The 20,199-nt window shown below is 66.8% G+C and carries 21 protein-coding genes; 11 read left to right on the top strand and 10 right to left on the bottom strand.

Features of this window, described 5'->3' with window-relative positions:
- Window positions 1-262: 262 nt before the first annotated feature.
- On the bottom strand, window positions 263-949 hold the full coding sequence (locus tag C8263_RS17705) for a hypothetical protein (protein WP_107139454.1): 687 nt from the start codon (window positions 947-949) through the stop codon (window positions 263-265).
- Between the two features lie 85 nt (window positions 950-1,034).
- On the bottom strand, window positions 1,035-2,006 hold the full coding sequence (locus C8263_RS17700; protein WP_107139453.1) for an ABC transporter substrate-binding protein: 972 nt from the start codon (window positions 2,004-2,006) through the stop codon (window positions 1,035-1,037).
- Window positions 2,007-2,291: 285 nt separating this feature from the next.
- On the opposite strand from C8263_RS17700, the gene C8263_RS17695 reads away from it, so the two are divergent.
- Entirely contained in the window at window positions 2,292-2,732 is a 441-nt protein-coding gene (locus C8263_RS17695; RefSeq protein WP_107139452.1) for a hypothetical protein, read from the top strand.
- Between the two features lie 327 nt (window positions 2,733-3,059).
- Here C8263_RS17695 and C8263_RS17690 read toward each other — a convergent pair whose 3' ends face one another.
- Together C8263_RS17690 and mqnB are read right to left on the bottom strand one after the other, a co-directional pair.
- Complete coding sequence (locus tag C8263_RS17690) at window positions 3,060-4,385, bottom strand: cytochrome P450 (protein ID WP_107139451.1); 1,326 nt, start codon at window positions 4,383-4,385, stop codon at window positions 3,060-3,062.
- Window positions 4,386-4,482: 97 nt separating this feature from the next.
- Window positions 4,483-5,148, bottom strand: coding sequence for a futalosine hydrolase (mqnB, locus tag C8263_RS17685; RefSeq protein ID WP_107139450.1), 666 nt, complete (start codon window positions 5,146-5,148; stop codon window positions 4,483-4,485).
- A 41-nt stretch (window positions 5,149-5,189) separates the two neighbouring features.
- Between mqnB and C8263_RS17680 the strand changes: the two genes are divergently transcribed.
- From C8263_RS17680 to glmU, 5 genes are all read left to right on the top strand, one after another.
- On the top strand, window positions 5,190-5,918 hold the full coding sequence (locus C8263_RS17680) for an SDR family oxidoreductase (RefSeq protein ID WP_107139449.1): 729 nt from the start codon (window positions 5,190-5,192) through the stop codon (window positions 5,916-5,918).
- 157 nt (window positions 5,919-6,075) lie between these two features.
- Window positions 6,076-6,315: a twin-arginine translocase TatA/TatE family subunit gene (locus C8263_RS17675; RefSeq protein ID WP_107139448.1), complete on the top strand. Its 240-nt coding sequence runs from the start codon at window positions 6,076-6,078 to the stop codon at window positions 6,313-6,315.
- 19 nt (window positions 6,316-6,334) lie between these two features.
- The gene (gene tatC, locus C8263_RS17670) at window positions 6,335-7,117 is read left to right on the top strand and encodes a twin-arginine translocase subunit TatC (protein ID WP_107139447.1); all 783 of its coding nucleotides are present in this window, start codon (window positions 6,335-6,337) and stop codon (window positions 7,115-7,117) included.
- 84 nt (window positions 7,118-7,201) lie between these two features.
- Window positions 7,202-8,131 carry a prolipoprotein diacylglyceryl transferase gene (locus C8263_RS17665; protein WP_107139446.1) on the top strand — a complete coding sequence of 310 codons (930 nt, stop codon included), beginning with the start codon at window positions 7,202-7,204 and terminating at the stop codon, window positions 8,129-8,131.
- Between the two features lie 77 nt (window positions 8,132-8,208).
- A complete protein-coding gene (gene glmU / locus C8263_RS17660) occupies window positions 8,209-9,663 on the top strand; it encodes a bifunctional UDP-N-acetylglucosamine diphosphorylase/glucosamine-1-phosphate N-acetyltransferase GlmU (RefSeq protein ID WP_107139445.1) in 1,455 nt (484 codons plus the stop codon).
- Window positions 9,664-9,714: 51 nt separating this feature from the next.
- On the opposite strand, the gene C8263_RS17655 is transcribed toward glmU, so the two are convergent.
- Window positions 9,715-11,079, bottom strand: a complete 1,365-nt coding sequence (locus tag C8263_RS17655; RefSeq protein WP_107139444.1) for an MFS transporter — start codon at window positions 11,077-11,079, stop codon at window positions 9,715-9,717.
- Between the two features lie 85 nt (window positions 11,080-11,164).
- Here C8263_RS17655 and C8263_RS17650 point away from each other — a divergent pair, with 85 nt between their 5' ends.
- Window positions 11,165-11,569 carry a GNAT family N-acetyltransferase gene (locus C8263_RS17650; protein ID WP_107139443.1) on the top strand — a complete coding sequence of 135 codons (405 nt, stop codon included), beginning with the start codon at window positions 11,165-11,167 and terminating at the stop codon, window positions 11,567-11,569.
- Here C8263_RS17650 and rnhA read toward each other — a convergent pair.
- The gene (gene rnhA, locus C8263_RS17645) at window positions 11,559-12,101 is read right to left on the bottom strand and encodes a ribonuclease HI (RefSeq protein WP_107139442.1); all 543 of its coding nucleotides are present in this window, start codon (window positions 12,099-12,101) and stop codon (window positions 11,559-11,561) included. The two genes, C8263_RS17650 and rnhA, sit on opposite strands and share 11 nt — an antisense overlap.
- Window positions 12,102-12,142: 41 nt before the next feature.
- Here rnhA and C8263_RS17640 point away from each other — a divergent pair, with 41 nt between their 5' ends.
- The 3 genes from C8263_RS17640 to C8263_RS17630 all read left to right on the top strand — a co-directional run bounded on the left by C8263_RS17640 (window position 12,143) and on the right by C8263_RS17630 (window position 14,202).
- Window positions 12,143-12,601: a DUF4870 domain-containing protein gene (locus C8263_RS17640; RefSeq protein ID WP_107139441.1), complete on the top strand. Its 459-nt coding sequence runs from the start codon at window positions 12,143-12,145 to the stop codon at window positions 12,599-12,601.
- 65 nt (window positions 12,602-12,666) lie between these two features.
- Window positions 12,667-13,419: a PIG-L deacetylase family protein gene (locus C8263_RS17635; protein ID WP_107139440.1), complete on the top strand. Its 753-nt coding sequence runs from the start codon at window positions 12,667-12,669 to the stop codon at window positions 13,417-13,419.
- 231 nt (window positions 13,420-13,650) lie between these two features.
- On the top strand, window positions 13,651-14,202 hold the full coding sequence (locus C8263_RS17630) for an SRPBCC family protein (RefSeq protein ID WP_107139439.1): 552 nt from the start codon (window positions 13,651-13,653) through the stop codon (window positions 14,200-14,202).
- Window positions 14,203-14,377: 175 nt separating this feature from the next.
- Here C8263_RS17630 and C8263_RS17625 read toward each other — a convergent pair whose 3' ends face one another.
- Both C8263_RS17625 and topA read right to left on the bottom strand, forming a co-directional pair.
- A complete protein-coding gene (locus C8263_RS17625; RefSeq protein WP_107139438.1) occupies window positions 14,378-14,689 on the bottom strand; it encodes a hypothetical protein in 312 nt (103 codons plus the stop codon).
- Between the two features lie 136 nt (window positions 14,690-14,825).
- On the bottom strand, window positions 14,826-17,723 hold the full coding sequence (gene topA / locus C8263_RS17620; RefSeq protein ID WP_199188446.1) for a type I DNA topoisomerase: 2,898 nt from the start codon (window positions 17,721-17,723) through the stop codon (window positions 14,826-14,828).
- A gap of 299 nt (window positions 17,724-18,022) precedes the next feature.
- On the opposite strand from topA, the gene C8263_RS17615 reads away from it, so the two are divergent.
- On the top strand, window positions 18,023-18,589 hold the full coding sequence (locus C8263_RS17615; RefSeq protein ID WP_107139436.1) for a YdcF family protein: 567 nt from the start codon (window positions 18,023-18,025) through the stop codon (window positions 18,587-18,589).
- A gap of 541 nt (window positions 18,590-19,130) precedes the next feature.
- Here C8263_RS17615 and C8263_RS19095 read toward each other — a convergent pair.
- Together C8263_RS19095 and C8263_RS17610 are read right to left on the bottom strand one after the other, a co-directional pair.
- Window positions 19,131-19,742 carry a hypothetical protein gene (locus C8263_RS19095; RefSeq protein ID WP_146160762.1) on the bottom strand — a complete coding sequence of 204 codons (612 nt, stop codon included), beginning with the start codon at window positions 19,740-19,742 and terminating at the stop codon, window positions 19,131-19,133.
- Between the two features lie 23 nt (window positions 19,743-19,765).
- Window positions 19,766-20,199, bottom strand: a 434-nt coding sequence (locus C8263_RS17610; protein ID WP_233218901.1) for a transposase, incomplete at its 5' end; no start/stop codon positions are given.

The raw sequence follows: 20,199 nt of genomic DNA, 5'->3' as shown, positions 1-20,199 counted from the left end.
GCTGTTGATCTTTAGATCAACCGAGCGGAGCGAGTCTCGAAAAAAGGACGTTGCACCGGGAGTGGAGACTTTGCGGTGCTCTCCTGCAAAGTCGTAACGTGAGGTGCAACGTCCTTAAGTCCCTCGCCCCTCCCCCAGGCCAACGGTTCAGAAGGGCGCAGCAACGTGTCCATTCCCGGTGCGAGGCACTGTGTTCGCCACTCGCTCTGGTGCGCAGCTGTTCCAGCCCGCTCAGTTGATCTAAAGATCAACAGCGAGGTCCTTAGAACTCCAGGCGCCCGCGTGGGCCGCTCAGGTAGAAGAGCTTTTCTGGGGTCCACAGTTCGTAGGGGTACATGGGGTACTGGCGCTTGAAGCGCCCCACCCGGTCCCACACCTCGCGCGACTCGAAGGGAACCACCAGAATCAGGCGAATCACGCTGTCCTCGGCGTCGTACACGTAGAAGTCAAAGTGGAAGCTCTGCTCGTGGCCCCGGTCAGTAAACAGCGGAAACGAGAAGGGCCGGTAGCGCCACGCCTTGCGCTTGGCACTGAGAATCTGCGCGGCCACGCGCTTGAGGTTGCTGTCGGGAAAGGTCTGCCCTTCGCCGTCGCGGTCCACGAACACGGTGTCGGGGGCCGGGGCACTCAGCTGCACCCGCTTGAGTTCTGGCAGCGGCTTCTTGGTGCCCGGCCGGGCCCCGGCGCGCGTAAAGCCGCCCCGGAAGGGCCCGCTGCGCCCCCCGCTCTGGCTGCCACCACTCTTACTGCCGCCGCTCTTGCCCCCCGCCCTTGGGCTGCCCTCGCCGCCAGGGCGTTCCGGGCCACGTTTGGCCTGTGGCCGGGCCGCCTCTGTGCTGGCCGCGCGTTCGCGCACCGGGCGGCTGGAGTCGCGCGTCACGCCGCCCCGGCCCTGCGCGGTGTTCTTCTTCGGGCCGCGTCCCCGTGATCCTTTTCTAGGCCCCGTCATCCCCGTAGTGTACCGGGAGGCGGGCCACAGGACGCGGGACGCGGGGCCAGGCCACCGCGTCCCGCGTCCTGCACCCTGCGTTCCCTTACTTCGCCAGGCCCCGAATCACATTCAGGTTCACGAACCTGTTCAGGTCCGGCACGTCGCGCGCAAAGCCCGCTTCCTTGTTCAGCACAGCGTATTCGGCCAGCGTCTTCAGGTTGATGTCCCAGGTGACCCGGGTGCGCGCCAGGGCCTTGAACAGTTCGGCCGCGTTGGGGCGCTTGCCGGTAAAGGCGTAAATCTGGTCGGCAATGGCCTTCTGGGCCCCCGCGCTGCTGCCGTTGATGAACCGGATGGCGTTCAGGTGGCCCTGCAGCAGGTCAGACACGACAGCCGGGTTGGCGGCGGCGTACTTCGTGTTCACGACGAGCACCGTGGTGGTGTAGTTCCCGCCTTCCCAGATGGCCTTTTCGTTGGCCACCAGCCGGGCACCCTGCGTTTCCATGATGGCGCCCCAGGGCTCCTGCACCAGCGCGGCGTCTACCTGCTTGCTGGCAAAGGCGGCGGGCATGTTGGCCGGGTCAATGGGCACGATGGTCACCGTGCCGCCTTCATCGGTGGCTTTCAGGCCGTTTTCGTGCAGCAGGTGGCGCAGGCTGATGTCCTGCGTGGAGCCGCGCGTGGGCACGGCCACCTTCTTGCCGCTCAGGCCCTTGACGTTGCGCACGCCGCTGTCCTTGCGCGCCACCAGCACGGCGCCCGCGTTGGCTGCGCCCGCATACACCTGAATGGGCACGCCGCGCATAAAGGCGTTCATGGCGGGCCCGGGGCCCACGTAAGCGGCGTCAATGGCGCCGGCCGCAAACGCCTCGTTGATCTGGGAGCCGTTGGCAAATTCCTTGACCACCAGCTTGACGTTCCCCAGTTCTTTCTGAAAGAACCCGCGTTGAATGCCCACCAGACCGGCGGCGTGCGTGACGTTGGGAAACACGCCCAGGCGCAGTTCCCGGGCCTGCTGGGCGCTGGCCGTGGCCAGCAGCGAAAGGGTGAGGATAGACAGCACAACTCGCTTCATAAAACAAAGCATAGCAGAGAAGTTGAGTCATTTTGTCAACTGATCTCCACTCTGGGGAGAGCGGTGACGGAGCAGTTCATCCAAGGCCCAGCAAGAAAAAAGAACTCCGGGCACCGGGGCCGGGGGGGTGGTGGGCAGGGTCGCCAGCGGTCACGCCCGGGTCACGGAGCTGTCACGGGGGGGCGCCTACGCTGCGTGTCAGACGGAAGCGGGCCGGGGTCACGGTGACTCCACCGCCCGGTGTCCGCACCGCTCTGGAGAGAGCGCCCTGGGAGGGAAGAGACCATGAACCCCACGACCTTCACCCGCCTGCTGCTGGCCCTGCCGCTGACCCTGCTGCTGAGCGCACCGGCCCAAGCCGACACGGTGCCGTCCGGGATGTACAGCAGCTATGCCAGTTCTCTGCAGGCGGGCATGACCAACGGCAATTACCGCGAATTGTTTGCGCCCAGGGTCTACGACCTGAACAACGGCCAGACGGCCCGCGTCACCATGACCCTGCTGGGCGGCGACTACAAGGTCAAGGCGATCTGCGACGACGACTGCGCTGACATTGATCTGGAGGTGCGCGATGAGCGGGGCAACCGCGTTGGCTGGGACTACGCTGCCGACGACGAGCCCATCGTGACCTTCCGGGTGGGCCCCGGGCGCTACACCGTGAATCTCATCATGGAGGACTGCGACTGGACCCCCTGCACCGCCGTGCTGCTCTCCCTGTACCGCTAAGGACGTTGCACCTCACGTTACGACTTTGCAGGAGAGCACCGCAAAGTCTCCACTCCCGGTGCAACGTCCTTTTTTCGATACTCGCTCCGCTCGGTTCATCGGGGGATCAGCAGCGAGCTACTTAAGTCACTCGCTGCCAAGCCCCCGATGAACCGAGCGGGCGGGGACAGCGGCGCCGCAGAGCGAGTGGCGAACCCAGTGCTTCGCCCCGGGAATGCAAACGTTGCTGCGCGGTTCTGAACCGTTGGCCTGGGGCGGGGCACTTGGCTGCACCCCGCACAGGGGCCGCTGACCCAGACAAGGTCGGCGGCCCCTGGATTCGTTTTTCTAAGCGTCGCGGCGCAGGCTCAGGCGGGGGTCGGGGGAGAGGTTGGCCGAGTGAAACGGCTTCATGCGGAACGTCTGCGGAAACAGACGGAAACGGCCGTGCGTGACCGTGACTGCCAGCACCGAGGCCAGCAGCGCCTCGGCCATGCCCGCGCCCAGACAGGTGTGGGCCCCGGCGCCGTACGGCTGAAAGGCGCCCTTTCGCCGGTGCTCGTTGCGTGGGGGCAAGAAGCGGTCCACATCGAAGGCGTCGGGGTTCCTGAACAGGGCCGGGTCGCGCTGCGAGGTGAACAGCGCCATCAGCAGTCGCTCGCCCTGGCGCACCGGGTAGCCCTGCACCGTGAAGTCGCGCGTGGCGTAGCGGGGCAGGGTGTTCGCCACCGGGTACAGGCGCAGCACCTCCAGCACGGCGGCGTGCAGCACCTTCAGGTCGCGCAGCCGCTCGGCAGGCAGCCCGGCCTCCACCACCGGGCGTGCCTCGGCCTGCACGCGGGCCAGCACCTCGGGGCGGCGGTACAGCTCGTACAGGGTCAGCGACAGCACGTTCACCACCGTGTCCAGCCCGGCCACGTAGGGAATCAGCATCATGAACAGCAGTTCCTCGTCGTCCATCAGGTCCGGGCGGGTGTCGCGCAGGCGGCGAAGATCGCTCACGTAGGTGGAGGGCTGCTCGCCGGGGTCCTGGGCCAGCACCTCCCCGGCAAAGGCGCGCGCGCTGGCCCTGGCGCGCAGGTACGCGGCCTTGCGCAGCGCCGCCGGGCGGGCCGAGCCCACCAGATGCACTGCCAGCTGCGTGTGCCAGTAGGTGATGAACTCGGCCAGATGCGGCCCTGGCAGGCGCCCCAGGGTCAGCGTGCCGATGCAGTCCGCCACCAGCCGCTGCGCGAAGGGCACCACTCTCAGCACCTCGCCGGGCGGCGTGCGGTCCAGGGCTTCCCGGGTGAGGGCCGTGACCTTCGGCAGGCCCTCCAGCACGCGGCTCTTGGCAAACCCGGCGCGGGCGGCGGCCCGGTACGCCAGATGGTCCGGGCCTTCCAGCATCGTCAGCACCTGCCGGCCGCCGAACTCCTTGATGATGCCTTCCCACACGCGCCACGCGTTCACCTCGCCGGTGTTGTCGGCCATGGTCTGGGCGGCGGCGGGCCCGGCCAGCACCACCAGCGACTGGTTCAGCACCCGCACCCGGAAACAGGGGCCCAGCCGCGCGGCCTGGGCGGCCAGAAAGCCCTCGCTGTCGCGGATCATGGGCAGCAGGCTGCCCACCAGGGGCAGGCCCGGGGCCACTGGCATGGGGGGAGAGGACGCAGGCGAAGCGGCAGTGGTCATGGCGGGGCCTCCTGGAACCAGGGCGACAGAGGGGCGGCAAAGGCGGGGCAGCGGGCGGATGCGCCTTCACGGTACACCCTGCGCTTTGCCCCGGGGCTCAGCCTGCGCCGGCCAGCACCCGCAGCGCGGCCTCCACGCCCCGGTGGGCAGCGGCCAGCGCTGGACCCAGCTGCCACGCCGCGCGGTCCCGGGGGCCCACCGGGTTGCTGATGCCGCGCACCTCCAGGGCCGGCACCCCGGCCAGCAGGGCGGCGTGCGCGGCCCCCGCACCCTCCATGCCCTCGCACAGCGCGCCGGGCACGCGCTCGGCCAGGGCCTGCGCGCCCGGCGCCGAGCCTGTCACGCTGCACAGGGTCAGCGCCGGGCCAAAGCGGGCGCCGGCCGCCTGCGCCACCTGCGCTGCCCGGTCCCACACCACAAACTGCGCGCCCTGCCCCCGGTCCGGGCACACCGAGAGCCCCAGGGTGTCCAGCGGCACAAAGGCCGCACCGTCCCAGGCGCCCAGGTCCGCCTGCACGATGACGCTGGACACCGCCAGATCGCCCGGCACCAGCCCCGAGCCCGGGTACGCCCCGCCGATCCCTGCACTGATGACCAGATCGGCCGGCCCCTGCGCCAGCGCTCCGGCCGTGGCCAGCGCCGCCGCCACCGGGCCCACGCCGCTGACCACCACCCGGACCCCCCCGGCGCGCGGCCCCCGGCCCGCGAGGTCCTGCAGGCGCTGGGCTTCGGGGGCGGTGGCCACCACTATCAGGGCGTTCATGGGCGCAGGCTAGCGTGCCCGGGTGCATTACGCTGGCGCGTATGGCTCTGTTTCGCTTGGACGGTCGGCGCGCCCTGGTCACGGGCGGCAGCAAGGGCATTGGCTTGGCGGCGGCGCAGGCCCTGAGTGCGCTGGGCGCCCAGGTCACCCTGGCGGCGCGCGGCGAGGAGGCCCTGCGCCGCGCGGCCGACGCCCTGGGCGCGCGCTGGGTGGTGGCAGATGTGGGCACCCAGGCCGGTGTGGAGGCCGCGCTGGCCGCCGCCGGGGCTGTGGACATCCTGGTGAGCAACGCGGGCGGGCCGCCCCCGGCGCGGCCCAGCGAGGTTACCGAAAGCGCCTGGGCCCAGGGTTTCGAGACCACCTTCCTGAGTACCGCCCGGCTGGCGGCGGGCGCCCTGCCCGGCATGCGGCAGCGGCGCTGGGGGCGAATCATTGCCGTGACCAGCCTCACGGTGGAGCGCCCGGCGCTGATGTTGCCGGTCAGCAACGCCATGCGCGCCGCCGTGACCAACCACCTCAAAACCCTGGCCCTGGAGGTGGCCGAAGACGGCGTGACCTGCAACACCGTGGCCCCCGGGTATACCGCCACCGAGCGCCTGCAGGCCCTGCACCGCGACCCCCAGGAGGCCGCGGCCCTGGCGGCGCGTATTCCGGCCCGGCGCTTTGGCGAGGCGAACGAGGTGGGCGCGGCCGTGGCGTTCCTGGCCACCCAGGAGGCGGGCTACATTACCGGCCAGGAGCTGCTGGTGGACGGCGGCTGGGGCATCTGAGCCCCAGCTGGCGCCCAGGCGGGGCCGCGTTCACCGTCCGTTGACCTGGGCCAATTAAGGTTTGATAGGTGAGCTGAGGTCAATCTGCCCAGCCGCGAATCGCATACCTTCAGGACAAAGGGGGCCTGCTTCCTCGGCGCCCCCAAGGAGAACCATCATGTCGATTGGACCGCTGGAAATCATTCTGCTGATTGTCATCATTGCGCTGGTCTTCGGGGCCCGCAAACTGCCGGAACTGGGCAAGGGCCTGGGCCAGGGCATCAAGGAATTCAAGCGCGAAACCCGCCACGGCGAGGACCGCGCCGCCGTGACCGACGTGTCCTCGCGCCAGCTTGACCCCGCCACTGGCGCGCCGCTACACACCCCGGCCGAGCCTGTGACCGAACGGCGCAGCTGAGCGGGAGAGGGGCCCCTTCATGTCCCAAGGCACCGATCCCAAGGCGGGGCTGCACAGCGCCCCCCTGTTCGACCACCTCGACGAACTGAGAAAGCGCATCATTTTTAGCGTTGTCTTTCTGCTTATTGGCCTGGTGGCAGCATTTCAGTACCGCATGGCGCTGATTGAAGCCATCAAGGTCCCGCTTGAGGGCAGCGAGCAGTATCGCCTGGGCAAGGTTGAAGTGGTCACCCAGGCCCTGACCGATCAATTTGTCCTGTCACTGAACATCTCGTTCTGGGCGGGTTTCGCGCTCGCGCTGCCGTTCATCCTGGGTCAGGTCTGGGGCTTTATTGCTCCGGGGCTGTATCCACAGGAGCGGCGCTGGGCACTGCCGTTCGTGATTGGTGCGGGCTTTTCCTTCCTGGCAGGAGCGCTGTTCGGCTATTACCTGGTGCTGCCCACCATGGTGGGCTTCCTGATGGATTTCCTGGCGGGCGCCGTGACACCCCTGCTGAACCTGCGCGACTACATCGGGACCATCACGACCTTCCTGATCGCTTTCGGACTGGCGTTCGAGCTGCCTATTCTGTCCGTCATCCTGACCCGGATTGGGATCGTGAACCACGTCATGCTTCGTCAGGGCTGGCGAATTGCGCTGATTGTCATCATGCTCTTCGCCGCGATCATCACGCCAACACCCGACCCAACAAGCATGCTGCTGGTGGCCGTGCCGCTGTACCTGCTCTATGAACTGGGGGTCATTCTGTCGCGCGCCTTCCGGTTGCCGCCCCCTGAAGAAACCCCGGCGCTGGGCCTGTAGCACCCCAGTACCTCCCCTCGGCCTGCTTGCAACCGGAAGGCAGGCCGCTTTCCATGCCGACAGGCCCTACACTGGGCAGTACCTATGGATCCGGTGTTCTTGCAGATTGGCAATTTCACGATTGCCTGGTATGGCGTGCTGATCACGCTGGGGATTGTCGCGGGCGTGTGGATCGGCACGAAAATGGCGCGCGAACGCGGCCTGGACGTGGACCTGTTCAACGACATGATTCTGTGGATGATTGTCTGGGGTCTGGTGGGCGCCCGGCTGGTGTTTGTGCTGACCTCGTGGCAGCAGTTCGAGAACACGCCCTTTCCCCGGGTGCTGCTGGACATCGTGAACCTGCGCCAGGGCGGTATTTCTATCCACGGCGGATTGATCGGCGGCATTCTGGTGATGCTGTACTACGCCCGGCGCAAGGGCATGGATTTCTACCGCTACGCCGACCTGTGCGTGCCGGGCGTGGCCTTTGGCATCATTGGCGGGCGCATCGGCAACATCATGAACGGCACCGACACGGTGGGCCGCGTGACTGGCTGGCCTGTGGGCTTCCGCTGGCCGGACAGCGCCCGCGCCTTTCACGACGGCATGTGTGTGCGTAACCCCAACGCGGACATGGACCTCTCGCAGTATTGCCAGCGCATTGGCGACCAGCTGGTCATGACGGCGCCGGTGCACTTTACCCAGCTGTACGGCGTGATCATCGGCATCATCCTGTCGGTGGCGGCCTTCTTCTGGCTGCGCTCGCGCATTCCGGGCTGGGCCTTCTGGCAGTTCTGGCTGTGGTACAGCATTCTGCGCGCCGGCTGGGAAGAAACCTTCCGCCTCAATCCCCTGTCGCCCCGCGCCTACCTGAACCAGGGCCTGGACGCTCCCGGCATCGGCTTCTTTACCGACACGCACCTGATCAGCATTCCCCTCATTCTGGTCAGCATCTGGATGCTGCTGCGCCTGCGCAAGAAGGGTGCCCCCGCCCCGGTGCCCGCAGCCAGCACAGAAGCCCGAAGCGCCTGAACCCCTCACCCGCCCTGTGGCCCCCCTGCGGGGCCTTTTTTTGTTCCCCGGGACCAGACTGGTACAGTGGCGCCGATATGAGCGAGACAAGTCGTCCGTTGGACGTGGTGATTCTGGCGGCGGGGCAGGGCACCCGCATGAAATCCGCGCTGCCCAAGGTGCTGCACCCGGTGGCGGGGCGCCCCATGGTGGCCTGGGCGGTGAAGGCTGCCCAGGAGCTGGAAGCGCGGCAGGTGGTCGTCGTGACCGGTCACGGCGCCGATCAGGTGGAGGCGGCCCTGGCGGGCCAGGGCGTGGCCTTTGCCCGTCAGGCCCAGCAACTGGGCACCGGCCACGCCTTCCTGACGGGGCTGGAGGCCCTGCGCAGCCACGGCGACGCCGATGTGCTGGTGTTGTACGGCGACACGCCGCTGCTGCGCGCCCAGACCCTGCGCGACCTGCTGGCCGACCACCGCGCGCGCGGCAGCGCTTTTACCGTCCTGACCGGTGAACTGCCCGACGCCACCGGCTACGGCCGCATTCTGCGCGACGAGGCGGGCGCCGTGTCGCGCATCGTGGAGCAGAAAGACGCCACGCCCGAGGAGCGCGCGGTGCGCGAATTCAACTCCGGCGTGTACCTGATGGACGGCCGCGCCCGCGAGCTGGCCGCGCGCATCACCAACACCAACGCCAGCGGTGAGTACTACCTGACCGATCTGCTGGGCCTGTACCGCCAGCAGGGCGCCGCTGTGCAGGCGTTCAAGCTGCCGGACCCCGACGAGGTGATGGGCGCCAACGACCGCGCCGGGCTGGCTGATGCCCAGCGCATTCTGCGCGAGCGTCTGACCACAGAGCATATGCGCGCGGGCGTGACCATTCCCATGCCCGAAACCGTGTATATCGAAGACACGGTGCAGATCGCCCAGGACGTGACCCTGGAACCCGGTGTGGTGCTGCGCGGCACCACCAGAATTGCCAGTGGCGTGACTGTGGGGGCCTACAGCGTGCTTACCGACGCCGTGCTGCACGGGGGCGTGGTGATCAAGCCGCACAGCGTGCTGGAAGGCGCCGAGGTGGGCGCGGGCAGCGATGTGGGCCCCTTTGCCCGCCTGCGCCCCGGCACCGTACTGGCCGAGGGCGTGCATATTGGCAACTTCGTGGAAACCAAGAACGCGCAGCTGGCCGCCGGGGTCAAGGCCGGGCATCTGGCGTACCTGGGCGACGTGACGATTGGTCAGGAAACCAACGTGGGCGCCGGCACCATCGTGGCGAACTTCGATGGAGTGAACAAGCACCGCACGCAGGTGGGCGCCGGGGTGTTTATCGGCAGCAATTCCACCCTGATTGCCCCGCGCGTGGTGGGCGACGCGGCGTTCGTGGCGGCTGGCAGCGCCCTGCACGAGGACGTACCCGAAGGCGCCCTGGCTGTGGCCCGGGGCAAACAGCGCACCCTGGAGGGCTGGTCGCGCCGCTACTGGGGCGGCATGCGCGAGAAGGTGGCGCAGAAACTGCCGTGGCTGTCGGGGTGGCTGGACAGGGGGAGTACGCAGTAGGAAGTGGGAAGAGAGGCGGCCCTGACGAAGGGCCGCCCCTTTCTCTTTGCTTCAGGAGGTGCTGGGCTGGGCTTCCGCGTGGGCCGACAGGCTGGGGTCTTCCACCCGCCGCAGCACCGGGTTCAGCAGTTGCAGGGCCGCCACGACCGCCAGCACCAGCCCCGCCACCACCGCCACACTCCCTGGTGCGTAACGCGCCGCCAGCAGCCCTGCCAGCGCGGTGCTGGCCGGCGAGGTGAACTGGGCGATCAGGCGGCGCACAGAAAACACCCGGCCCTGCATCTCGGGCGGCACCTGGGCCTGCCAGATGCTCTGCGAGTGGGCGTTCATGGTGGGCAGGGTCAGGCCCATGACCAGCAGGGCCGCCGCTGCGCCCAGCACGGTGCTGCTGGCCCCAAACGCGGCGAACGCCAGCCCCGAGACGACCATGGGTACCAGTACCCCCAGCACCCGCTGCCGCTTCAGGCCTCCCCAGGTGCTGATGAGGATGCCGCCCAGCACGCCCCCCACACTCTGCGTCACCGCCAGTGTGGCCAGGGCGCCCTGCAGGGTGCCGCCCCGCGCTTCCCAGTCGCCGCTGAGGCCGAACTTGGCAATCAGGGGTTCCAGCACGCCCAGGTTGCTGGTGCACAGGTTGGCCACCGCAAAGGTCAGCAGCAGCGCCAGCAGGGGCCGCCGCTGCCCAATGAAGACCCAGCCAAAGCGCATGTCCTGGGCCAGCGTGGGGCGCTCGGCGCGTGGGCGGGGCGCCGGCGAGGGGATGGACAGGCGCCACACCACGGCGGCGGCCACCAGGAAGGTCACGCCGTCCACCGCGTAGGCGAAGGGCACGCCGTCTTTCAGGCCGCTCAGCCACGCGGGGCCCGTTCCGGCGTCCCGCAGCAGGGCCGGCACCCCAATCAGCAGCGCGGCGGCGGCCGGGCCCACCAGCCCGGCCAGGCTCCACACCGTCTGCATCAGGCCGTTGGCGCGGGGCAGGCGGTCACGGGGCACGAGGCTGGTGTAACTGGCATCGAACGCCGAGCCGTGGAAGGTGGACACCAGCCCCATCAGGCCGGCCAGGGTCACCAGCAGCCACAGCGGCGCTGCCGGGGTCAGCAGCAGGCCCAGCGTGGCAAAGGTCAGCAGGGCCCCGGCCACGTCGCAGGCCAGCATGATCCGGCGCCGGTCGTGGCGGTCCGTCCAGGCCCCGGCCAGCGGCGCGCTGAGGGTGGCCGCCAGCGTCCAGGCCAGCGCAGTCAGCGACAGGGCGGCGGCCAGCTGCGGTTTCTGCTCGGCCAGCGGAAAGCGCGTCTGGGTCAGGTAGATGTTGAAGGCGAACCCGGCCACCGCCGAGCCGATCACGCTGAGTGCCTGCGACCCCCACAGCCACAGGAAGGTGCGCCAGCCGTCCGGCGGGGGAAGCAGTTGGGTCATGCCGCCCAGCGTAGGCCCGGCAGGGGTGACGGCACGATACGCCGAATGGCGAAGGCAGGCGGGGGGCGCTTGACAGTGGCGCTCCATGCTGAGTGAACCCGGGCTGATCCCAGCCACCGAGACCGTGCGGGTGCAGGCCATGTTTCCTGACCCGGACCGCATTGCGGCGGAACTGGACCGCTACCGGCAAGGCACCCGCCGCGTCTTTGCCTGGGTGGTGGCGGGGCAGATTGTGAGTGCCGCCGGGCTGGAGGTGGATGGGGCCGCGGCCACGATTCTTCACCTGGGCACCCACCCGGACCATGCCCGCCAGGGACAAGCCCGCACGCTGCTGCGCGAGGTGGCACGCCACCTGAACCTCCGCACGCTGACGGCCGAAACAGATGACGAGGCCGCCGGGTTCTACCGCCGCTGTGGCTTTACGGTGCAGGCCATTCCCTCGCCCTGGCCCCGGGCGCGGTACCGCTGCGAGTGGCGCCCTACTTCCTGAGCTTCTTGCGCTCCTGGACCGCCAGCTGGTCCACCCGTTCGTTCTCGCCGTGGCCCGCGTGTCCCTTGACCCACACGAAGGTCAGGGCGTGCGTCTGGGCCTGGGCAATCAGTTCCTCCCACAGGTCCCGGTTTTTCACCGGGTCGCCGCCCGCCGTTTTCCAGCCGTTGCGCTGCCACTTCAGAATCCAGCCGTCGGTAAAGGCCTTGCGCAGGTACTGGCTGTCGGTGACCACCCGCACCTGGCAGGGCCGCTTGAGAACCTTCAGGCCCTCCAGCAGCCCGCGCAACTCCATGCGGTTGTTGGTGGTGCCTTCCTCATGGCCGCTCAGGACCAGTTCCTTGCCCCGGTAGTTCAGGATGGTGGCCCAGCCCCCGTGCCCAGCCTGGGTGTCGCAGGCGCCGTCGCTGTACAACTCCACGTTCTCACCCTGGATGGGCACGGGCGGCTGAATGCCCGCCTGGAGGGGCAGGCGGTCACGCGCGGCGGCCTGCGCCTTTTGCGCGGCATGTTGGGGGCGGCCCTTGGTCATTGCCTGGGAACTGTAGGCACAGGGGGGGCGTAGTGTCAACCATGACCCGCCCCCCCGCCCTCCTGACCGAGCCCGAACGCACGCCCGCGATCATCACGCACCTGTCGCCGCTGGCGGGGCTGCTGCTGCCCACGCTGGGCAACGTGCTGGGGCCGCTGGTGGCGTGGCTGGCCTTCCGGGACCGCAGCCGCGCACTGGACGAGCAGGGCAAGGAGGCCCTGAACTTTCAGCTGAGTTTCTGGCTGTACGGGCTGGTGGTGAGTGTACTGGGCTTCGTTCTGTTCAGCCTGGGCCTGCTGGGCGGCGCGGTGGGGGCGGCTGCCGGCACCGACCTGGGCGGCCTGGCGGTGCTGGGCTCGCTGGGCGCCTTCTTTCTGTTCTTCCTGCCGGTGCTGGTGGTGCTGGGCCTCGTGCCGTTCATCTTCATGATGGTGGCGGTGGTGCGTGTGAGTGCCGGCCAGCCCTACCATTACCCCCTGACCCTGCGTTTTTTGCGGTAAGGCCACCGCACACAGCAGCGGCCCTCCCCTGCACCCCACCGCCCACAACCCACTACCCTGTCCCTATGCGAATCATGGCGGTGTTTGCCCACCCGGACGACGAGATCGGCTGCATTGGCACCCTGGCCCGGCACGCGGCGCGCGGCGACGAGGTGATGCTGGTCTGGACCACCCTGGGCGAGCTGGCCAGTCAGTTTGGCGACGCCCCGCATGAGGAAGTCACCCGCGTACGGCGCGAACACGGCGCCTGGGTGGCCCAGAAAATTGGGGCGCAGCACCACTTTTTCGATATGGGCGACAGCCGCATGACCGGCAGCCGCGCCGAGGCCCTGCTCTTGGCCCGCCTGTACGCCCGCTTCCGGCCGAACGCCATTCTCACCTGGAGTGACGATCACCCCCACCCCGACCACCGCATGACCGCCAAGATCGCCTTTGACGCGCTGACCCTGGCGCGCATTCCGAAGATCATCAACGAGGCGGGCGGCGTGGCCATGCCCCCGGCCCCGGACCTCAGCGGCGACGCGGCCCCCGAGAGCGGCGAGGACCTGCGCCGCCTGGACGCGTGGCGTGAGCCGGTGCGCTTCTACCAGTACTACGCGCCCGCCAGCCCCTACCCCGAAGTGTTTGTGAACGTCACCGACACGCTGGACGTGGGAGCCGAGGTCATGGCCTATTACCAGGCGTTCTACGGCTGGCAGTGGACCCCCGAGCAGTACCGCGCCGCCCGCACCGATCTGGGCCGGGTGGCCGGGGTGGGCGCCGCCGAGCGCTTTACCCTGCGCGCTTCACACCTGCGGGCCCGCGACTACCTGGACTGAAGCTGGGGCGGGCCTGATACGGAACTCAGATGAGCCGAAGGCAAGGGGTGGGCAGACTCGGAGAGCTGCCTTGCAGAGCGAGCAGGAGAGAAGACGAAACTCTGGCGATGGAACAGCACCCCTTCGCCGTTCCCAAGAGGCTGTGAAAGCAGCGGCGTCCCGTGTGAAACCGGGGTGGGCTGAAGGCGGGACGGACGGGCCACCCTCGCCGCGCTACAGTGGCACCTACCTATGGCCGAGCCCATCAGCATCAAGCAAACCATCGTCGTCCGGTCGCGGCCGGATGTGCTGTACCGCCTCGCCCTGGAACCCAAGCGGCGCGTGAAGTGGGACCCCAACCTCGTCAAGGCCGACTACGAGGGCGGTGAGGGCCGCCTGACCAACAATGCCCTGGTGCGCTTCAAGTTCTCCCGCCGCCTGCTGGGGCTGCGTTTTACCGCCAGATATGGCCAGTTGCAGGCGCCCCAGCGCGGCGGCTGGGAGAGTGTGCGCCATGTGGGCCCGCTGGAAAAGCTCACGCAGAGCTGGGTGTTCCGGCCCATGCCCGGCGGCACCGAAGTGACCATGACTGTGAATGCCCGCGTGCGCTTCAACTTCGTCAAGGTGCCTGTGGAGCGCATCCTGCACAACATGGTGGCCACCACCCTGCTGGAACTGCAGCGTCAGGTAGACGCCCAGGGCGCGCAGCTGCTGGAAGACATGGGCCGCGACTTGCAGGAGCGTCAGAAAGCCGAGAAAAAGGCCGCCAGGGAAGCCGCAAAGGCCGCCAAGCGCAGGAAATAGAGAGGGGAGCTTGAAGGGGTTCGTCTGCAGGCGCAGGCGGGCCCCCGCCTTTAAGTCACTCGCTGTTGATCTTTAGATCAACCGAGCGAAGCGAGTCTCGAACAAAGGACGTTGCACCGGGCGTGGAGACTGTTCGGTGCTCTCCTGCAAAGTCGCAACGTGAGGGGCAAGGTCCTTAGCTCTGCTCGGGGCTCAGCAGCAGCACGGTGCCCTCTTTGGTGGCAAAGGCCGTCCAGGGGCTCTGTGCCTGCACGCGGTAGCCCTCGGCGGGGCGCAGGCGCACGAAGTTGCTCAGCGGCAGGTCCACCACCGCCTCGCCACTCAGGCACAGCAGATACCCGGTGACGGCGGGCCCCGTCAGGGTGCCGGCCAGCTCCAGCACCTGCAGGCCGCTGCCCGGCAGCCGCACCCACTGCCCGGGGCTGCCCTGAGCCAAGCGCGCGAGGTGCAGGGCCTGAGGGGCCTCGGGGGCTAGCGAACGGGGCATGGGGCGCTGCCTGTGACGGGGGTCAAAGGGTCAAAGGGTCGAAGGGTCAACGGGGGGAAAGCACGGGTCCAGCGCAACGCCGGTCCTCTGGGCGCCTGGACGCTCCGGGCCCCCGACGGCTTGGCGCCCCGCCTCCTCATCCGCCGCGCGCCGCCTGGTTGAGCTTCTTGCTGGCCTGCAGCGCCATACCCTTGGCCTTTTTCACGTCCAGGCCCAGTTCGGGGGCCACGTCCTCCACCTTGCGGCCCTGCTCGCGGGTGGCGGTCACCAGCTGCTGCTCCTGGGCACTTAGCACGCCCAGGTGCGGTTTCAGGTCGGCCCAGGTGAAGGCGGCCCTGGCGGGGGCAGCGGCTTTGGCCTTGCTGGCGGGCTTCTTGGCCACCGGAGTGCGGGCCGTGCCCGTCTTGGCGGCGGGCTTTTTGGTGGCCGCCGCTTTCTTCGCGGGGGTGGCGGCCTTGCGCGGGGCCCTGCCGGGCTTTTTCTTCGGTTCCTTGCCGCGCTCTTCCAGAATTTCCAGGGCGCGCTCGGCACTCAGCGTGGCGTCGTCCTCGCCCTTGCGCAGGGTGGCGTTGCGTTCCCCGTCAGTCAGGTAGGGGCCAAAGCGGCCAGATTTGAGCACGATCGGCGCACGGCCCTCGTATTCAAAGGAGCGCAGGGGCGGTGCGGCGGCGGCCCGGCCCCGGCCAAAACGCGGCTGCATGAACAGGGCCTCGGCCTGAGGCAGCGTGACCGTGAACAGTTCCTCGTGGCCGGTCAGCGAGCGGCTGTCCCCGCCGCGCTTGAGGTACGGGCCGAACTTGCCGTTCATGGCCCACACCTCCTCGCCCTCGCTGACCCCCACCAGCCGGGGCAGGCTCAGCAGTTTCAGGGCGCGCTCCAGGGAAATGGTGCGCAGGTCGTCGCCCGGGAAGAGGCTGGCGGTACGCACGGGCGGCGTGGTGTCGCCCAGCGTCACATACGGGCCGTAGCGCCCGGCGCGGGCCACCACCGGGTGCCCGGTGGCCTCGTCCACGCCCAGCACCCGGTCGCCGCTGGGGCGCGACAGCAGTTCCTCGGCCTTCTCGGTGGTCAGTTCATCGGGCGTCAGGTCCTCGGGCAGGTTGGCCTTCTGCTCGCCGCGCTCCATGTAGGGGCCGTAGCGGCCCACGCGCACCTCAATGCCGGTGCCGTCCAGCTTGGGCACGCGAATGGTGGCAATGCCCCGGGCGTCAATCTCGCCCATCTTGGAGTCAATCAGGGGCCGCAGGGCCATGCCCTCGCCGCGCTCACCCAGGTAGAAGCGCCTCAGGTAAGGCACCCGCTGGGCGCGGCCACCGGCAATCTCGTCCAGGTCCTCTTCCATCTTGGCGGTAAAGTCGTAGTCCACCAGCTTGCCAAAGTGGTGTTCCAGCAGCGCCGAGGTAGCAAACGCAGTCCAGGTGGGCACCAGGGCCTGCCCCTTTTTCACCGCGTAGCCCCGGTCCTGAATGGTCCCCAGGATGCTGGCGTAGGTGCTGGGCCGCCCAATGCCCGCGCCTTCCAGGGCCTGCACCAGGCTGGCCTCGGTGTAGCGGGCAGGGGGCTGGGTCTCGTGGCCCTCGGGCTTGACCGCCTGGGCCTGCACCCGCTCGCCTTCTCTCAGGGGCGGCAGGGGCGTCTCACGGTCTTCCAGCGCGGCGCCGGGGTCATCGCTGCCCTCCACGTAGGCGCGCAGGAAGCCGGGGAAATCAATGGTGCGCCCCGAAGCACTCAGGCCCACGGCGTCCGGGCCCGCCTGCCCGTTCAGGCGCACACGCAGACTGCGGCCCCGGGCATCGGCCATCTGGCAGGCCACCGTGCGCTTCCAGATCAGGTCGTACAGGCGCCACTCGTCGCCGCCCAGTTCGCCGCGCAGGCTGTCGGGGGTGCGGAAGCGGCTGCCCGCCGGGCGAATCGCCTCGTGCGCTTCCTGGGCATTCTTGGCCTTTTTGGCGTACACGCGTGGCTGCGCCGAGAGGTAGTCCTGGCCGTACATCTGCGCCACCTGGGTGCGGGCGGCCGTCACCGCCTCACTGCTGAGGTTGGTCGAGTCCGTGCGCATATAGGTGATGTACCCGCCCTCGTAGAGCTTCTGGGCGGCACGCATCGTGCGGGTGGCGGCAAAGCCCAGCTTGCGGCTGCCCTCCTGCTGCAGGGTAGAGGTAATGAAAGGCGCGTAGGGCCGCTGGGTAAAGGGCTTTTCCTCGGCGCTGGTGACCGTCAGGGGCTGCCCGGTCAGGGCCTCGGCCAGCGCGCGCGCCTCGGCCTCGGTCAGCAGGCGCACGCCCGCGCCGCCTTTCAGTTTGCCGGTCAGGGGGTCAAAGTCCTTGCCCAGGGCCAGCTTCTGGCCGGCCACATCAGTCAGGCGGGCGGGGAAGGTCTGCCCAGCGGCCGTGCGCCCGGTCACCAGCAGGTCCCACCACTCGGCGCTCACAAAGCGCATGCGCTCGCGCTCTCGCTCCACCAGCATGCGGGTGGCCACGCTCTGCACCCGGCCCGCACTCAGCTTGGGGGCCACCTTCTTCCACAGCACCGGGCTGACCTCGTAGCCGTACAGGCGGTCCAGCGCGCGCCGGGCCTCCTGCGCTTCCACGAGGTTGGTGTCAATCTGCCGGGGCGAGGCGATGGCCGCCTGAATGGCTTCCTTGGTGATCTCGTGAAAGACCATGCGCCGCACCGGTACCTTGGGTTTGAGTTCCTGGTACAGGTGCCACGCGATGCTCTCGCCCTCGCGGTCATCGTCGGTAGCCAGAATAATTTCGCTGGCGTCCTGGGCCATCTTGCGCAGTTTGGCCACATGCGCCTTCTTGTCGGGGGACACCACGTACAGCGGCTGAAAGTCGTTCTCGATGTCCAGCCCCAGCCGCGCCCACGCCTTGCCCTTGTACTTCTCGGGAATGTCCGACGCACTTTTCGGCAGGTCGCGGATGTGCCCAATGCTGGACTCCACCGTGTACCCCTTTCCGAGGTACTTCCCGATGGTGCGGGCCTTGGCAGGCGACTCGACGATAACAAGCGTGTTGGATGGTTTGGGCATAGGTAGAGGGCACACTCCCGGGCAGGAAGACAGGCAGGAGCGTAGCATGCCCCCGCCCCGGCCTCCGGAAGAAACAGATCAATGTGCCTTGGCCGTCTGGGCGGGGCAGAGCCTTCAGGGTCGCCTCATACGGCTTCCGTCTGCTGCGCCGGCCCCTGGCAAGACAGCTGATGTGGCGGCGCCACGCCCGGAACCCATTGTTCTTCCGCTTGCTGCGCCCGGACTCGGCCGCTTGTGCCAGCGGTGGGGTCGGCAGTCTTCTCAGGCTTCAGATTTTCTTCATGCTAGGCTGCCTCCCGATGCGTTCGCGGGGTGCCACCGTCTTCTTTCTGCCGCTGGCCGTGGTGGGGGCGCTGCTGGGCGCCTTTCTGGTGGCGCCCCGCCTGTCCCCGCCTGCACCGGCCACCCCCCACCCCACCCTGGTGGTGCTGGGCGCGGCGCAGTATGCCGGCCACCCCAGCCCGGCCTTCCAGCGCCGCCTGGACCACGCCCTGAAGCTGTACCGCAAAGGCGGCGTGCGCACGGTGGTAGTTACGGGGGGCCGGCGCCCCGGCGATCCCTACACCGAGGGCGGGGTGGGCGCCGCGTATCTGCAGCAGCGGGGCCTGCCGCGCCGCGCCCTGGTGGCCGAGGAGCGCAGCCGCACCACCATCGAGAACCTGCGTGGTGCCCGGGTGAGCCTGCCGCCCGGCACCCCGGTGACCCTGGTGACTGATGAGGCCCACGCGCCGCGCGCCCTGGCCCTGGCCCGCGCCCTGGGCCTGAACGCCAACGTCAGCGCCAGCCCCCTGAGCCCGCAGGTGAGCCGCCTGTACCTGCTGCGCGAGAAGCTGGCGCTGCTGGGGTATGCGCTGCTGGGGGTGTGAGGGGCGGGAGTGGGGAGTGGCTTACTTAATGTATGTGTACAATAAGATAACTTCACAAGGTTATATTTGTTTGTCCATACCTATTATTCAAAAGCCTTAATCGTGGCCGAAGTTTTCCGAAGACATAATCCTAATTATGTCAATCTTATTCAAAATATCATGTATTGAGAGGGCTTATTCAAATAACAGAATGAGTTCTATTTATAAAAGTCTGAGCAACAATATGGCGAACGATAAGTTGTCTGAGTTATGAATTGGACATGCTTAAAGCGAAGTTTAAATCCTGATTTGCTTTAGATTATGGTTGTTGCAACTCCAAACATCTTGTAGGCATAATATACAAATATAACTGCATAGATAAATAATGGTATCAGCCTTCTTGTCTTATATGCAAACCAAAAATGATATGCTAGGAACAATACAGGAATTAACAAATAGATTGTAGAGTCTAGATAATTGGGAATTGATAAGGATAGTTTGGAGCTCCCCAATAAAAATATTAGCGGTATATACGTAAATGATATTATATTTAAAAAGGTCTTCATTTTCCGTAACGCAGAGCGATTTTTGTGCACAGATTCTCCCAGATACGTCTCTCTAGGACGCTTCCCCCTAGATCATTGAATTTTAATCTATTTATAGCGCCATTGAAATTAGCAGTAGGGTGAACAACAAACCTAAGCGTGTCTTTGTTAATTCTTTGCAAGGCAAATGTTATATAGCCAGATAGAAGGTGGTCATTGCCTGTTTTTAGAGACATAGTGTTATTGGTTTTATTTTCGATAACTACGGAGTTATTTACATTGAGGTCTGGTATTAAATTAGCTGGTAGGGAAGTATGTCTTAGTTCTATTTTAAAGCCCTGTTCAAACTGCCCAGAGCTAGCATGGCTCGACTTAATAAAATTGAGGGTCGCTGTGCCTGCGAACGGCAATCCTTGTCCTCGCATATCCGCGAGGCTGTCAAAATCGCTGACTATGCTATCCATAATAAGTTTTATGTCGGTCTCGTTGTCAACTTTAAAGTCAACGCTAAAAGTCTTATTTATAGACCACACCTTGCCAGGCGCTTCCTTTTTAACGTACGCAGGTATAGACCGGGTATCTCCCTCTTTAACAATCGGTATTTTCAGAATGAGAAGAACTTTCTGCATTCTAGAATTCAGTACCGGACACCTTAGCCTCCAGGGGCGCCAGGAGCTGAAAAACCAGTCGTGAAGAGGTTGACAAAGGTCACTCGTGCTGGACGAGCCCACCGGAGTGCGTGTGCGAGGCACTCCCAACCAGCGGTGACCAGGCTCAACGCCTTGCGGCCATGAGCCTTGATTGGGATCGGGCACTTAGGCGCTCCATCGACACCCACCCGGAGGCACCAGACCCACGCGAGGGTCACCATGCCAAACAGCCGCTCAAGGCGACCCTGCTGGGTCATCCCTGTCCGTTCCAGGTCGAAGCCGCGCGATTTCATCGAAGAAAACGTGCACTCCACCGACCAGCGGAGACGATACATCCAACAGGCGTCCTGGGCGTGCAGATCGGTCGCCAGACAGACCAAGTCGCCAGCCACTGACCGGGTGACCACGATCTGCATGCGGCACCCGTAGATCACTT

The organism is Deinococcus arcticus, assembly GCF_003028415.1.
In the GTDB taxonomy this organism is placed as follows: Bacteria; Deinococcota; Deinococci; order Deinococcales; family Deinococcaceae; genus Deinococcus; species Deinococcus arcticus.
The sequence above is the reverse complement of the archived record's forward strand: the minus strand, read 5'-3'. Positions and strand labels throughout refer to the sequence as shown.

Excerpts from the sequence above, each read along its gene's own strand:
- C8263_RS19095 (WP_146160762.1), bottom strand. The coding sequence starts at position 19,742 with ATGCAGAAAGTTCTTCTCATTCTGAAAATACCGATTGTTAAAGAGGGA.
- C8263_RS17705 (WP_107139454.1), bottom strand. The coding sequence starts at position 949 with ATGACGGGGCCTAGAAAAGGATCACGGGGACGCGGCCCGAAGAAGAAC.
- C8263_RS17665 (WP_107139446.1), top strand. The coding sequence starts at position 7,202 with ATGGATCCGGTGTTCTTGCAGATTGGCAATTTCACGATTGCCTGGTAT.
- glmU (WP_107139445.1), top strand. The coding sequence starts at position 8,209 with ATGAGCGAGACAAGTCGTCCGTTGGACGTGGTGATTCTGGCGGCGGGG.
- rnhA (WP_107139442.1), bottom strand. The coding sequence starts at position 12,101 with ATGACCAAGGGCCGCCCCCAACATGCCGCGCAAAAGGCGCAGGCCGCC.
- topA (WP_199188446.1), bottom strand. The coding sequence starts at position 17,723 with ATGCCCAAACCATCCAACACGCTTGTTATCGTCGAGTCGCCTGCCAAG.
- C8263_RS17695 (WP_107139452.1), top strand. The coding sequence starts at position 2,292 with ATGAACCCCACGACCTTCACCCGCCTGCTGCTGGCCCTGCCGCTGACC.
- tatC (WP_107139447.1), top strand. The coding sequence starts at position 6,335 with ATGTCCCAAGGCACCGATCCCAAGGCGGGGCTGCACAGCGCCCCCCTG.
- C8263_RS17625 (WP_107139438.1), bottom strand. The coding sequence starts at position 14,689 with ATGCCCCGTTCGCTAGCCCCCGAGGCCCCTCAGGCCCTGCACCTCGCG.
- C8263_RS17650 (WP_107139443.1), top strand. The coding sequence starts at position 11,165 with ATGCTGAGTGAACCCGGGCTGATCCCAGCCACCGAGACCGTGCGGGTG.
- C8263_RS17680 (WP_107139449.1), top strand. The coding sequence starts at position 5,190 with ATGGCTCTGTTTCGCTTGGACGGTCGGCGCGCCCTGGTCACGGGCGGC.
- C8263_RS17615 (WP_107139436.1), top strand. The coding sequence starts at position 18,023 with ATGCGTTCGCGGGGTGCCACCGTCTTCTTTCTGCCGCTGGCCGTGGTG.
- C8263_RS17700 (WP_107139453.1), bottom strand. The coding sequence starts at position 2,006 with ATGAAGCGAGTTGTGCTGTCTATCCTCACCCTTTCGCTGCTGGCCACG.
- mqnB (WP_107139450.1), bottom strand. The coding sequence starts at position 5,148 with ATGAACGCCCTGATAGTGGTGGCCACCGCCCCCGAAGCCCAGCGCCTG.
- C8263_RS17690 (WP_107139451.1), bottom strand. The coding sequence starts at position 4,385 with ATGACCACTGCCGCTTCGCCTGCGTCCTCTCCCCCCATGCCAGTGGCC.
- C8263_RS17640 (WP_107139441.1), top strand. The coding sequence starts at position 12,143 with ATGACCCGCCCCCCCGCCCTCCTGACCGAGCCCGAACGCACGCCCGCG.
- C8263_RS17655 (WP_107139444.1), bottom strand. The coding sequence starts at position 11,079 with ATGACCCAACTGCTTCCCCCGCCGGACGGCTGGCGCACCTTCCTGTGG.
- C8263_RS17630 (WP_107139439.1), top strand. The coding sequence starts at position 13,651 with ATGGCCGAGCCCATCAGCATCAAGCAAACCATCGTCGTCCGGTCGCGG.
- C8263_RS17675 (WP_107139448.1), top strand. The coding sequence starts at position 6,076 with ATGTCGATTGGACCGCTGGAAATCATTCTGCTGATTGTCATCATTGCG.
- C8263_RS17635 (WP_107139440.1), top strand. The coding sequence starts at position 12,667 with ATGCGAATCATGGCGGTGTTTGCCCACCCGGACGACGAGATCGGCTGC.